Origin of the sequence: Methanolobus psychrotolerans (genome assembly GCF_002243045.1) — an archaeon.
In the GTDB taxonomy this organism is placed as follows: Archaea; Halobacteriota; Methanosarcinia; order Methanosarcinales; family Methanosarcinaceae; genus Methanolobus; species Methanolobus psychrotolerans.
The window spans coordinates 118599-132653 of record NZ_MBKP01000010.1 but is presented as its reverse complement, the minus strand read 5'-3'; the positions used below and the strand labels follow the sequence as shown (position 1 = coordinate 132653).

Annotated in this window: 10 protein-coding genes; 2 read left to right on the top strand and 8 right to left on the bottom strand. The window is 44.3% G+C overall.

What is annotated here, in order from left to right:
* Window positions 1–490 (bottom strand): FG-GAP repeat domain-containing protein (locus BB781_RS15300; RefSeq protein ID WP_129582635.1); only part of this gene is annotated, 490 nt, incomplete at its 3' end.
* Window positions 487–1470: a SpvB/TcaC N-terminal domain-containing protein gene (locus BB781_RS05715; protein WP_094227530.1), complete on the bottom strand. Its 984-nt coding sequence runs from the start codon at window positions 1468–1470 to the stop codon at window positions 487–489. The genes BB781_RS05715 and BB781_RS15300, both read right to left, overlap by 4 nt.
* A 297-nt stretch (window positions 1471–1767) precedes the next feature.
* On the opposite strand from BB781_RS05715, the gene BB781_RS05710 reads away from it, so the two are divergent.
* Window positions 1768–2004, top strand: coding sequence for a transposase (locus BB781_RS05710; RefSeq protein WP_242492548.1), 237 nt, complete (start codon window positions 1768–1770; stop codon window positions 2002–2004).
* 74 nt (window positions 2005–2078) lie between these two features.
* Here the strand turns inward: BB781_RS05710 and BB781_RS05705 are convergent, their stop codons facing one another.
* Genes BB781_RS05705 through BB781_RS05680 form a run of 6 tightly spaced genes read right to left on the bottom strand, consistent with a single transcriptional unit; the run spans window position 2079 to window position 11994 of the window.
* Window positions 2079–2795: a M48 family metallopeptidase gene (locus BB781_RS05705; protein WP_094227529.1), complete on the bottom strand. Its 717-nt coding sequence runs from the start codon at window positions 2793–2795 to the stop codon at window positions 2079–2081.
* Window positions 2795–5926, bottom strand: a complete 3132-nt coding sequence (locus BB781_RS05700) for a type I restriction endonuclease subunit R (protein WP_094227528.1) — start codon at window positions 5924–5926, stop codon at window positions 2795–2797. The genes BB781_RS05705 and BB781_RS05700 overlap by 1 nt, the downstream gene beginning before the upstream one ends.
* Window positions 5923–6411, bottom strand: coding sequence for a winged helix-turn-helix transcriptional regulator (locus BB781_RS05695; RefSeq protein WP_242492547.1), 489 nt, complete (start codon window positions 6409–6411; stop codon window positions 5923–5925). Before BB781_RS05695 ends, BB781_RS05700 begins: the two co-directional genes overlap by 4 nt.
* Entirely contained in the window at window positions 6408–8345 is a 1938-nt protein-coding gene (locus BB781_RS05690) for a DUF262 domain-containing protein (protein ID WP_094227527.1), read from the bottom strand. The genes BB781_RS05695 and BB781_RS05690 overlap by 4 nt, the downstream gene beginning before the upstream one ends.
* Entirely contained in the window at window positions 8342–9601 is a 1260-nt protein-coding gene (locus BB781_RS05685) for a restriction endonuclease subunit S (RefSeq protein WP_094227526.1), read from the bottom strand. Before BB781_RS05685 ends, BB781_RS05690 begins: the two co-directional genes overlap by 4 nt.
* Window positions 9598–11994 (bottom strand): type I restriction-modification system subunit M, encoded by a 2397-nt coding sequence (locus BB781_RS05680; protein ID WP_094227525.1) that lies wholly within the window; start codon window positions 11992–11994, stop codon window positions 9598–9600. Before BB781_RS05680 ends, BB781_RS05685 begins: the two co-directional genes overlap by 4 nt.
* 665 nt (window positions 11995–12659) lie before the next feature.
* Here BB781_RS05680 and BB781_RS05675 point away from each other — a divergent pair.
* Window positions 12660–13985, top strand: coding sequence for a Fic family protein (locus BB781_RS05675; protein ID WP_094227524.1), 1326 nt, complete (start codon window positions 12660–12662; stop codon window positions 13983–13985).
* The last annotated feature ends 70 nt before the right edge of the window (window positions 13986–14055 follow it).

Genomic DNA, 14055 nt, shown 5'->3' with positions numbered 1-14055 from the left:
TAACTTCTGAATAAGTTCCTCCAGTTCCTTGTGCATACCCCCTTATCATGTCGACTAGTCCATCACCATTTATATCGACAAATCTAACCCCTCTGTCAGAACCTGCATAAGATATTATTTGTGGAGTCCATGAACTGGTGCTTTGCCATCCACTTCCTGTATTAAGCCATACTTGTTTAACTTCTGAATAAGTTCCTCCAGTTCCTTGTGCATACCCCCTTATCATGTCGTCTAGTCCATCACCATTTATATCGACAAATCTAACCCCTCTGTCAGAACCTGCATAAGACATTATTTGTGGAGTCCATGAACTGGTGCTTTGCCATCCACCGATAGTATCATAGTCAAAGTTGGTAGATGGAAATGATTGATTATCAGCACCTGTTTTAGTAATATTTGATAGGAAAGACTTTGAATCGTTGTCCTTAAATCCTAGACAATAATTCCACAAAAGAGCGCCGTTGTTGTGAACATGAATGTTTGATATCAATCTCTTTTCAACAATTTTGTTGCAATATTCATATATAGTAAAAGAATGAGGTTTTTCGTGTAAACAAAACTTATAATTGAAAGTCCATCATTGTAAGTTATGTTGTCTAGATATGTGCTTCCGACCTCTTCATTATCAGGATTTTCAATATAATTGTATTGGATTTGATTACCATTTACATCTTCAATTTGATCTAACCACCATTTGCTTACATAATTTCTACTATCAATGGAATTTCTTTGCTCTGAATCATTGTAAAATCCAAAACGATATGTGGTCCCATCTGAGGTCTTTACACTCCAGTATTCCCCAAATGAATTTGTATTTGTTGTAGTCTTAGTAATGTTCAAAAAACTTTCAGTTTTGGTGTGATATGAATCTTCTTCTGTGTAGACAAGTTTATAATTTGAACCATCGAGTATGAGAATAAATTCATCATCGTTAGTATTTTCAGCAGTGTATTTAGTATCTCTTATGATACAGTTATCATTTAGTAACCAACCCATTCCCAATGATCCATGGGTTCCTTTTGAACCCGAAATACTGGAATAGGTAAGAAAAATGTTTGGCTCTAAACCAGCTCTGCCTTTTGTGGTTTCAATTGGATAAGTATAAACAAAAGAGCCAGTAAAAAGACTAGTATCAAAATAATCATTTTCATTTTCAAGAGCGGGACTCAGATGTGCTTTTAAATTTCCTAAAGAATAGATTTCATCTTCAGAGCTTGAAACTGCAAGTGGCACACTATCTATTTCAGATAACTCTGAATATTCATCCAAACTTTCACTATCAACTGCAGAAGTCGTATCGCCCGTTTCTTTCTCATTTAGTGTATTATCATTATTTTCTTCATAATATTTTGAAGCAGTTTGTGAACTTTCAGTAACTGCATCTTCGCTTGCTTCTACGTTTTCAAGACAATAGACGTTTGGTGAAAGAAGTATAATGATCATAAAAATTGATATAATTTTTTGTCTCATTTTTTTTAACCTCTTAAAAATTACAATAGATAATACTATTTAAAAGTTTCTTTCCTGCCGGCATATTTATACTATGTGCATAATTATATTTGCTTTAATTTTAATAAAATATCAAATGATTTGTTTGTTTGTTTGTTTGTTTATATTGAGACTGTCGGAAAAATCGGTCGTATGAAATTTAGATCTTGTTATAGCAACAATAGCCAAGAACACTCTCACTTCAGTTTCCTTTGAAGTAGCCATTCATAGTGTTTCTATGATTGTCATGACTATTTGACTCTGCACGCATAGCAAAAATTGCTTTATTCGAAGACTTTTCCGACAGTTTCGATAAGTATCACTACTTACAAGGCAGAATGGGCCGGTAAGCGTGTAGAACTTGCCAATCCTAAAAATATCTCTCAAATGTGTTCCGGTTGTGGCCAGATAGTCAGAAAAGATCTGTCAAAAAGAACAAACTGTTGTCCTTTCTGCAGTCTTGTTCTGGACAGAGATCAAAACGCAGCTATCAATATACTCAGACTGGGGCTATAGTCTGTAGCACAAAATGCTTAGGTGCTCTCCATTGAAGTGGAGAAAGTGGTCACTAGTTTCTCCAGAACTAGATATCAATACACCCAATTTTCATGACTAACCGGCAACTGGTTAAGCTTGCCTCTATAGAACTGCCATTTTGACATGAACTTATCCATGAGATTAATAAATCGTGCATTATGTGTCGGTTCCAGGAGATGTGCTAACTCGTGCACGATAATATATTCAAGACACTCAGATGGCTTCTTAACAAGTTCAGTGTTAAGCAGGATGTTACCAACTTTAGGGTTACAGCTCCCCCACTTTGTCTTCATCCTTCTGATGAGTAATCTCTCCACCTTAACGTCCATCAGCTTTTCCCATTTTGCAATCAAGGGCAATGCAGCTTTCCTGAGCTGTTCCCGATACCAGGCATCAATAACTTCCTGCTTCTTCTTCTCATTCACTCCAGGGCGTACCCTTAGAATCATCTTCTTGTGTTTCAGCTCAACAGAGGGTACTTCATCGGCTTCGATGATCTCAAGAAGGTAGCGCTTTCCCCACAAGTAATGGCTTTCACGGTCAAGATATTCGCGCGGAGTTTCACGCTCCTGTTCCCGGAGCTTTTTCTGTTGCTGCTTTATCCAGCCAAGTTTAGAGATGGCAAAAATGCGGATTTTATCTATATCCATCCTTAAAGGAGCAGAGATTCTGACCTTGCCTGCAGGCGGATAAACGCTCAGGTGTATATTCTTAATGTCCTTGAAGACTACGTCTGCTGTAACCTCTCCCAATTGGATCTGGGTGACCATCAGTATTCCTTCTGTGCTTTGATGATAAGGAAGATACGCTCGACTTCATCCTTGTCTTGCAGGATATCATACAAAGCTTGCTTGATGGTCCTTTCGCGTGGTTCCACGCCGCGCCAGTCATCAGACCTGATACATCTTACGGTTTCATCGATCTTTATTGCAAGATCGAGAACAAAGTCTTCTGGAGACGGATACGCTGAGCTTACTTCTGCCAGGATAGCAGATTTTTCCCTGAAGGGCTGCAGATTGTTGTAGAGCGCACGTAATGCAGGACTTGTCTTGAGCTGCTGAGGTGTGTTATCTTCATGCCCGGCTTCCACTTTCATTACAAGCTCGGCAATCTGCCTCAGGTATTCTTCATATTCGATGGCCCTGGCCTTCCTTGCTGCTATGATCTCATCCAGCAGGGCTGACATCTTCTCGTAGTAGGCAGGGTCGTTGAGGTGTTCCTTGATGATCCTGCTGCGGACATTGTTCTCAATGGTCTCTGCAATGGCGTTCCTGTTGCCTTTCAATCCACTAAGCTGGGTGTCTATAGCTTCATTAATACCACTCTTCACAATAAGCTCAAGAAGCGAGATATTGTCAAAGGATGAGACTTTCCGGGGCTCTGCTGCCTCTATGTAGGTATCGATGAGATGGCGCATGTCCGCTTCATAGGCTTTCAGGTCGAGGGTTTCGCCACTTGCCCGTCGGATTATCTCACGGACGTTCAGGTAATGGTCTATCTGTTGCCTTATGCGAGCTATATTTGCTTCAGTATACCCGGAGGATTCCAGTTCATCTGAAATGTTGGCATAGGCACGGACAAGGGAGGCTGTGGCCTTGTAGAGGGCTACACGCTGCGTTTCGCGTTCCTGCAGGTCAGTTGGTATCTCTGTGTTACCACAGAAGTAGTGAATGTGCTCCAGTTCTCCTTTCGGTGGTTCCACAGGCTCGCATAGCAGGAAGAGTTCCTCCAGTGCATTGTCAAGACGTTCCCTGCCTTTTTTGAGGCGATCCTGCATCAGGACTTCGGGAGTGGTATCGCCAGCGCTGTGGTCCAGTTCGGAGGAGTAGACCTGAAGAGCTCCTGTACCTTTGTCGTTGACAAGGTTCTTGAAAAGGTCCTTGTAGTCCACAATATAACCAAAGTCCTTGTCCTCACCATCCAGCCGGTTAGTGCGGCAGATTGCTTGGAAGAGCCCGTGATCCCGCATTGACTTGTCAATATAGAGATAGGTACACGGTGGCGCATCAAAGCCGGTGAGGAGTTTGTCCACTACGATGAGCAGCCTCATGTTTGCCGGTTCCTTGATGAACAGATCCTTTGCTTTCTCTTCGTAGGTCTCGGTCTTTGTCATGCCTGGCATGGTATCGATGTCCCTGAGCAGCTCTGTATAAGTGTTGTAGAGGAACTGTTTCTCGGTCTCGGTATTGGCGCCGGTATCCTCCTTAGTTACATCCTGAGTCTGTGGGTTATAGGATGTCACTACGCCACACCTGCCTTTGAAAAGGGTCTTCTGGAATAAGGAGAAATACTTGCAGGCCTCATAGATGCTTGATGCTACCAGGATGGCATTTCCGCGTTCACTGGACAGGCGTGGTTTCACACTGAAATCAAAGATTATGTCGTGTACTACCCGCTCCATGCGGGAGCGTGAGCTGAGGACTTTCTGCATGGTGCCCCAGTGCTTCTTCAGTTCGTCTTTCTGCCAGTCGTTGAGTCCTTTTGTCTTTGCCTCGAACCATGCGTCTATCTTTTCTCCGGAGCCGAGAAGCTGGTCGATATCACGAGCTTCGTAGATAAGGTCGAGCACTACATTGTCCTCTACGGCTTCGCAGAATTTGTAGGTGTGGATATAGCCTCCGAAAACTTCCAGGCTTGTCTGCCTGTCCTTCTTGAGCAGGGGCGTACCGGTGAAGCCGATGAAGACTGCATCAGGCATTATTGCCTTCATTGTTGTGTTCAGTTTTCCGCTCTGGGTACGATGGCATTCGTCCACAAAGACGAAAACCTCTCCCACGGTCCTGCTTGGCTGGGATCTTAAGTCTTTGATGAACGCATCGAAGTCATCAACTCCCCTGCGACCGAATTTGTGAATCAGGGAACATATCAGGCGTGGTGTGGCCTGGCAGAGCTGGTTCAAGAGGTCCTGGCCGCTGTTGGTACGTTTTATCTTCTCACCAGCCTCTCTGAACACTCCCTCGATCTGTTTGTCCAGCTCATCGCGGTCAGTGACGATCACTACCCTGGCGTTGGGATTGTTCTCCAGTATCCATCTGGCGAGCAGTACCATAACAATACTCTTGCCGCTGCCCTGTGTATGCCAGATTATTCCGCTCTTGTGCTGCACTACATGCTTCTGAGCGGCCTTTATTCCAAAATACTGGTGTACCCTTGGCAGTTTCTTGACACCGCCATCAAAGAGCACAAAATCATACATCAGCTCGATGAGCCGGTCTTTGCGACACATCCTGATAAGATATTTATCGAGCTTGAAGCGGCTGTCATCTTCTTCATCTTCCTTCCACTTGAGGAAATACTTCTCAGGCGTGCCGATGGCTCCATACCTCAGACCCTCGGAGTCGCTGCCTGCAAAGATGAACTGCACGGTGCTGAAGAACCATTCATTGAACTCTGGTTTCTGGTTGGAGATGCTCTGCCTTATGCCGTCCCCAATGCTCACCCGGCTGTTCTTCAGTTCCAGTACACCGACTGCAATACCGTTCACATAGAGCACTATGTCCGGCCTGCGTTCATGATTACCCCTGAGTGTGACCTCCTCAGCAATGGCAAAGTCGTTCTTCTCCGGTTCATGCCAGTTAATGAGATGTAAGGTCTCTGTTAACTCGTCTACCCCGGCCTTCACAGGAACGCCATACCGCAGCAGGTTGTAGACAGCCTTGTTGTTATCATAGAGTTTCCGGCTGTGGTTGTCTGCCTCTGTACGCAGCCTGTAGAGTGCCATACCAATCTGTTTTTTGGTATAGCCGTTCTTCTCCAGCCATTTACCGAGTATTTCATCCTCGATGTTACTGTTGTTGTCGCGGTCTGTCCAGTCCCCGATGTAGCGATAGTTAAGCTCGTCCCGGAACAGGGATATTATGCGGTTCTGGGTGACTCTCTCTGGCTGACCAATATTTCTCATTTCAAGACCTCCCAGCTTCCGCCCCTTGCAGGACCGACATGACGTAGCATGCCGTCCTGCTTCATTTTGTTAAGGTGATATTTGATACCGCCACGGGTCATGCCAATGGCCTCAGCCAGTTCTTGCTGGGAGATATCAGGTTTTGCCCGTATCAGGGATGCTATCTTGTCTCTGGTAGTAATTGGGGTAGTATTTGGGGTAGTGATTGGGGTAGTCCTGTCCTGATCCAGAACGGTTGTACGCATGTGAGCAGGGTTTGCCTGGAACGTCAGCATGAGACCCGCCATCCCAAAATCATATTCAGGTGGTTGTATGCCATGTTCCTGGCATTCGCGGTTGATCTTCTCGATACCACGGCCCCATGCTTCGATATTGCTGTTGTTATCACGGCAAGTTCGGTCCCCTTGGTAGCGATAGTTGAGTTCACCCGGGGACAAAAAAACTATGCGGTTCTGGGTGACTCGCTCGGGCTGACCAATTGTCATGAACTGAAAACCTCCACATTCAAGTGTTCCTGCTCATCAATTTCCTCATCATGTCCATCCCATTCAGGAAGAAATGCAATTGAAATATCTGTCGCAGCCTGAACTGTGAGAATCTTCCTTAACTCTTCCCTCACTTTCTCTTTACGCTGTCTGAAGAAGTCAATAAAATCCTTAAAATCCAGGCTTGCACCCTCTGGCAAATAGTTGCTTTTGGCAAATGCTTTTTGTTCCAATCCATTCATTTCAAGGAACCATTCCTTAAAAGGTGTTGCATTTTTACTGCTATTCTGGCGGCCGTTCATCAACTGAAGATTGGGAACGCAATCACGGAGGTTACTCCATTCCTGCCATTGATCCGGAGGTATCTCCATAGCTATGTAATTCTGTTCAGTGAATTTGGCTGCAGGATGGATGTGATCCTGGTGGAAGACCACTTCATTGTACCGTAATTGTGGATAGAGAAGTGAGAGGACCCAGAAAGAAGCAGCTCCTTTCCTGTACTGTAAAAATCTCTCAATATCTTCTTCAGTCACTGTGAGCGACATTTGCTGGGGTAGTTTTATTTTTAGAACCTCTTCAAAGGAGAAAATCGTGTATCTCCTTTGGTAAACTGTTCTACCAGTATCTGATTTTATCTCTTCACGGAAAGCTTTGCGTAGTTCAGTGATCAATTGGTCCTGTGAGCCGCCGTATATTCCATTGAGAAGGGCATGGATAAGATACATTCTCATGCCTTCTTTAGATTCCTTGCTAAGGTTACCTCCCTTGTATATGAAGTAGGCAAGGATTATCGTCGCATTCTGAGATGAGAGGATACTTCCGTTGAATCCGAATTCAACAAGAAGATCTACCGTTTTCTCTATCGCAGATGCAATATTAGGCCATTCAGTTCTTATTTTCTCTACATTTTCATATTTGAAAGAGTTTACCTTATAAAGCACCGGCCCGTCAGTCAAAACAAGGCAGCAGCGCATAATATACTCATTCCCAAAGTTGAACCCGTCACCTTTTTCGTTAATCCTCTTTAGCAGGTTCTCAATCTGATCACGGCCGTCATCCCAGGTTGCCACAATGGTTGAGAAGAGCAGATCGGTCTTGCTCAACACTGTGCCTCCGCTGTTTACCCGAACAAATATCTTTAAGATATCTTCAAGGTCATCTTTGGCAACTTCAAAGTAATTGATCAGTTCATCACGATGCATCCGCAGGTGTAAAGTATTCAATCCTTTCTTGATGAAGCGCTTATTTTTGGAGATAGCATCCCTTTGAGCATCTGTCCGGCATTGACTCTGGAAGTCTTCAATTATCCTGTCAAATTCAGGCTCATCTTTCCACGAGAGGACCTGCCCTACTTTCATCCAGAACATCGGTTCATCTTCACCGAGAGTCCCATCTTCCTTTGTCAGTTTCCTAACTGCACTGGATTTAGACGTTTCCTCGGTCAAAAAGCGGAACTCAAAATTCTTCTCTTCATTTATCTTGATATTATCCTCTTCATCAAGCTCGTATGGAAGAGAAAGCAGATTAAGATAAAGACACATCTTCTCATAAGCGTTCGGATTCGAAACTCGCTTATATGGAGCCTTTTCTGTGTGAGTCCCCATTAATCCGATATACATTGAACTTAGACGCTGCTGACCATCCAGAACACCGACTATCTCCTCATGCAGGAAAGCCCCTGTCTTTCGACGATTGTATGGCCTCCTCTCATCATATTCCTTAAGGAACTCATAGAACACATAACTCTCCGCCCTCTCCCTATGCAGTCTCCAGAAGAGAAATGTTCCAAAAGGATAATTGCGCATCAGAGAATCGAACAAAAGCTCTATCTGTCGCTTGTTCCAAACAAATTTACGTTGAAGGGCAGGCAGATATATCTTATTCTGGTCAATGTCCTGAATTACTTTTTTAATTGTTGTTTTCTGATAACTCATACCAATCGTATCCTCCCTGTAAGCAGCTCCTGCATCATCCCTTGTTTTAGCATGCGGCTCTTTTCGAGTTTCTCCTCCAGCGCGGCGATTTCCGCATCCATGTCTGAGAGGATGGTGGCGATGGCAGTTTGTTCTTGTTTATCAAAGGGGACAAATACATTGAGTTCTTCAAACTGTTCACGTGATAAGTACGAAATAGTCGTTCCTGATGAAAAGTTGTTTAGTTCGTCTGCTTTTGAGGTCATGTAATAATAGAAAAATAAATTAGAAGAAACGTTTTCATTCATTTCTAGTCCAATAAAAGTCTGATTTGAGATTAAGGGACGGGAGACTATAGCACATCGGCCTAGGTCTGCACTACAAGAAACCAACAGCGTCCCTGCAGGATATACTTTCAGATTCATTGTGTGGATTGTTTCATTATCAACACACTGATTTGATTTCGATCCTGAGAGGTATGTGCCCTCAAAATCTTCAATTCGGCACCAAGGAATATCTCCCGTAAATCTCTTTGGTTTATCGCGCATGGGGACAATAAAATTCTTTACAAACTTGCGTAGATTGTATACATCCCACTCCCCACTAAACCCCGGCAGCCACCTCTTCCCCGTCAGCAACTCCTGCATGGCACCCTGCTTGATCTGGCGTTTCTTGGCGATGAGCTGCTCCAGTGATTCGATGAGGGCATCCGCATTGGTTAATGCTTGGGCGATGGCTTCTTGTTCGGCGACAGTAGGTGGAAGTGGGACCTTGATAGAATACAAAACCTTATGACTAATGTGAACTACTGCATCACCTTGTCCCTTACTTGCTTTTTGACGTGCGATTATCGGTGAATTGAACAAGTAAGCAAGAAAAGGAGAATATCCTTCTGTCGGAGTAAGAATTACAATGTCTCCGCCAGCATAAGCTTCTCTATCATCCACAAAAGCAACACACTTACCGATTTCCTCTTTTGTTTCCCCTGAACCAGCAAATAGTATATCCCCTTTTTTTAGCTTCTTGCTTAGTGTTGAAACTTCTTTAGAGATCCATGAGTTGAAAAAACGTATGATGTCATTGTGGTGCGTATAAATCTCACCATATCTGATGCAAGGGATGTCTCCACTAGAAGCCTCATCTTTACGAATACCTGAACCTTTGGTGAAAGAACCTAATAATCCCATTGGAACAAGCTGCCAATCCTCCGGTATCACTCCCATCTCAGTCTGTTTGTATCCAGCTGGGATGCCACATGGTGCACATTCTACACTCATAACTTAAACCCCATCCTCTCCAGGTGTCCGTTAACCTTAGTCTCCAGCTCAGCCACACGCTCATTCATCTGTGGCATCGGAGTTTCGTAGCGTTCTGCCAACTCCTTCACACGCTGAGTAAGGGACTGGCTGATGCGATCCATCTCACCATGGATAGCCGCATCCAGTGCAGAGAGCCACTTGTCTTCAACCACGAGTGATTTGATCTCATCCTCGGTTAGTTTAGAATAATAAGCATAAGCTTGTGAATCCAGGGCTGTTTCTGCATCCTTGAGTTTCTTCTTCAGGTCGGCTTCATCATTGGCAAGTTTCAGCCATTCGTTAAGCAGAGCAGCTTCATCCTTCGCTTCCCTGTCGCCTTTGATCTCCTTCAGGCGGGCAGTAACATTGGCCTTGTTCACCTTGTCAAGTTCGGAGAAAGCACCTTCATCGCCTCCCTGTTCTTCTTCAAGTTCGGTCTTGCTGGCGGTAACGCTTTCCATTTCAGCAGCGAGCTGGTCGATAACCGCCTGCTCCTTAGCAAAGTAGCGAGCCACGATAAGAGCCTTTGGAACAAGGTCGCAGGTCCAGCCTTTATCCTTTTCCTTCCCCTTCTTGTCTTTCTCGATAATGCGATAGGTTTCAGCCTTCCAGCCATCAGAAGCGATGATATAGCAGTCATCCTGCATTGTTTCAGCCCAATAGTCCATCAGGTGCTGGTACACATCATATTGGCTGATAAGCGGCTTGTCTGCGTAATGTGCAAGCAGGTCCTCGGATAGCTCAGCTATGATCTCCTTAGGGTGGCTTTCAACCTTCAACTGTCGCAGAGTGGCTGAAGACTTTTCACGCCAGGCAGTGAAGTGTGCATTCATCCCTGCAATGAAAGCAGCAAACTCAGGGTGCTCGTAAATACTGGATTTGATAGCTGACTTGTCCACAGCAAGCTCCAGATAGCCAGGCCGCATCTCCCTGAACAGAGCCTCACGAAGCTGCGGGCATACATCCCAGTAACGTTTGAGAGCATCGATATCAGCACAGGGAATGCCTCCGTGCAGATGTCCTTCGATATCCTGAAGGTCTTCGGCCTGCTGGCTGTCGATGTAACGTGGAAGGTTGAGGTTGAACTCATTCTTCTCGATCTCCTCAAGGCTTACCATCCGTGAATATTTAGGGACCTCGGCCTGCCTTGTGAAAACGTCCACGATCTTGTGGATGTCCTGGGCACGAAGGCGATTCTTGGGTCCATCCTTCATAAAAGCTGCACTGGCGTCTATCATAAAGATACCCTTGCGGGTGTGAGCGTTCTCTTTGTCGATAACAATAATGCATGCAGGAATGCCGGTGCCGTAGAAAAGGTTCGCAGGAAGGCCTATAATGCCTTTGATGTAGCCCTTGCGGACCAGATTCCTGCGAATATCAGCCTCAGCATTACCACGGAAAAGAACACCATGTGGCAGGATACAGGCACCTTTGCCAGTACTCTTGAGTGAGCGGACAATATGTAACAGGTAAGCATAATCTCCCTGCTTGGCGGGTGGAACTCCAAAAGGCTTGAAACGCTCATGCTCGTCTTTAAGAGGGTCAAGTCCGGTACTCCAACGCTTATCGCTAAAAGGTGGATTGGCCACAACATAGTCAAAGGTCTTGAGTGTCTCTCCATCCTTGAACTTCGGGTCAGCCAGAGTATTTCCCTGAACGATAAGAGCCTCAGGACTGTTGTGCAGAATCATGTTCATTCTGGCCAGACCGGATGTAGCAGAGTCCTTCTCCTGGCCGTAAAGGGTTATCTTTGTCCTTGCCTCATCGGCTACTTTCAGGAGCAGTGAACCAGAGCCGCAGGTAGGGTCATAGGCGGTGGTGGCACTTGTGGTATCAGCCTGCCGGATGCCGAGTATCTGTGCTATGATACGACTGACCTCGGCAGGAGTATAGAACTGGCCCTTACTTTTGCCACTCTCCGTTGCAAAGTGCCTCATGAGATACTCGTAAGCATCACCGAGGATATCATCGCCTTCAGCGCGGTTCTTGGAGAAATCGAGCGCAGGGCTCTCAAAGATGGATATAAGATTCGTAAGTCGGTCCACCTGTTCCTTACCGCTGCCAAGCTTATTGGTGTCGTTAAAGTCCGGCATGTCAGACAGCTTGTTGGCACTGACCAGAGGGCCGATAATTTTCTTGTTGATCTGGTCGCCGATGTCCGGCTTGCCCTTGAGTGCAACCATATCAGTGAAGCTTGAACCTGTCGGAATGGTGATGGGTGCGTAGGGCTGACCAGCATATTTGTCACTAATGTACTTAATGAAAAGCAGGACGAGTACATAGTCCTTGTACTGGCTGGCGTCCATTCCGCCGCGCAGTTCGTCGCAGCTGGACCAGAGGGAAGAGTAGAGTTCGGATTTTTTCAGGGCCATGTCAGATCACTAATCATTTTTCATCTTGTGGCTTTTGATAAAGTATTTGCGGAAATGATTAAAGAAGGTACTTATTTTGTATCTAAGATTGCACAAACTGTTGCTAAATTTGTTTTTGCAGTATATGAGCTTTCTGAATAATAAGACCTACCATTTTGTGGTATGCCAAAACTGTACAAAAAAAGAGATTGATTCGTTGGTGCTCAGATTAAACTGGAACTTTCAGGGTTCTATTTATTGATCACAGATATCAAATAAGGCAGGGAAATAATCAAAATACAGAGCAATGACTCTGATAAAGCCGCATATGTACGCAAGCTGATTTTAAAGGGAATGCGAAAAAGATTTCTATGTTTTGGAAGAATGAACATTTCAATATACGCGCATTTTTACGCACATTAAGCTTATTTTACGCATAAGCTGTATGTCAGAAGATAGTATTCTGAGCTACTCGAAACAATAAATGTGAACTTGGATACGGATGGCTCTGTAATCTGCCCGTATCATCGCAAATGATTTTGATTTCATGTTAATTTCTGATTTTTAGATGTAAAGATTAGATTGATACAACATATCAAAACCTATCAATTCCCGTCAAATTGATAGATAGTATTATTAATTATCAAAACCTATCAAAATGTAATAAATTGATAGATTCTGATAGTATGAAAAAACTGACCCATACCCCCAGGTTATCCAGAAAAGAGGAGAAAGAGGCTTTCAAGCTTCTTGATAATGAAGAAGTACTAAAGATCGCACATGAATATAATGAGAGGTATCTGCACTGGGAAGAGGTCAGGAAGAGGGAAAGCAAGCTTCCTGTGAAACCAGAGTATATCTGGCATATAATGAGATTCTTCAGGGTAATGAAAGTTAAAAACATTGCTTTTGGGAAATATACCAGTCACTACAACATACTTGAAGACTTCCAGGAGAAACTGTACATACTGGACAAAGGAGCGGCAGGCAACCTTGCAAGCACTATCGATGCCATATCTGATACTCGTGAGAAGTATATCCTCAACTCGCTGATGGAAGAAGCCATCGCTTCAAGCCAGATAGAAGGGGCTACCCCCTCGCGAAGGGTTGCCAAGGAAATGCTCAGGGAGAACAGGCGTCCTAAAAACAAAGATGAGAGGATGATAATCAACAACTACGACACCATGAGATACATCCTTGAAGTAAAGAACGAGGAAATGACACCTGAGCTTCTTTTGGAGATACAGAGAAGGATGACATACAAAACCCTTGAAGAGTCTGATGATGAAGGTAAATTCAGGGACAATGATGAGATCCGGGTCTTTGACAATGACGGAGAAGTACTCCACGTACCTCCCAAACACACTGAAATTCCCGAACTTGTCGACGCACTCTGCGAGTTTGCAAATGACAGGACCGACATATTCGTGCATCCGATTATAAAAGGGATACTCCTTCACTATCTGCTCAACTACATTCACCCCTTCAACGATGGCAACGGACGTACCGGAAGGAGTCTCTTCTACTGGTACGTGCTCAGGAAAGATTACTGGCTCTTTGAATACATGTCAGTTTCACGCCTGATATACCAGAAACGCAGACAATACAAACTGGCATACCAGTACACCGAATCAGACAACTTATTCAATTCAAAGGACGAACTTGGAGACCTCACCTACTTTATCAGGTTCAACCTTGACACCATAATGGAATCCCTGATCCAGATACAGGAATACCTGAAAGAGAAGCAGGAAGAACAGTATCTTGCATTGAAAAGACTCGGAGAATCTGAGAACATCAATACACGTCAGAGAGAGATACTCAGGGATTTCATCAGGCATCCGCAGAAAACAGCCAACATCAAAACTATCATGAACACATATGGAGTTGCTTATGGTACTGCAAGACACGACCTGTATTTCCTTGAAGAACTGGGACATATCAAGAAGATCAAAGCCGGAAAAGAGTTCATATTTATTTTTAGTGGACTGGAGAATGAAAATACCAATTAATCCTCTTATCTATCAAAACCTATCAATTTCCACCAAATTGATAGATAAAAATACCTGAAACTCCCCCTGC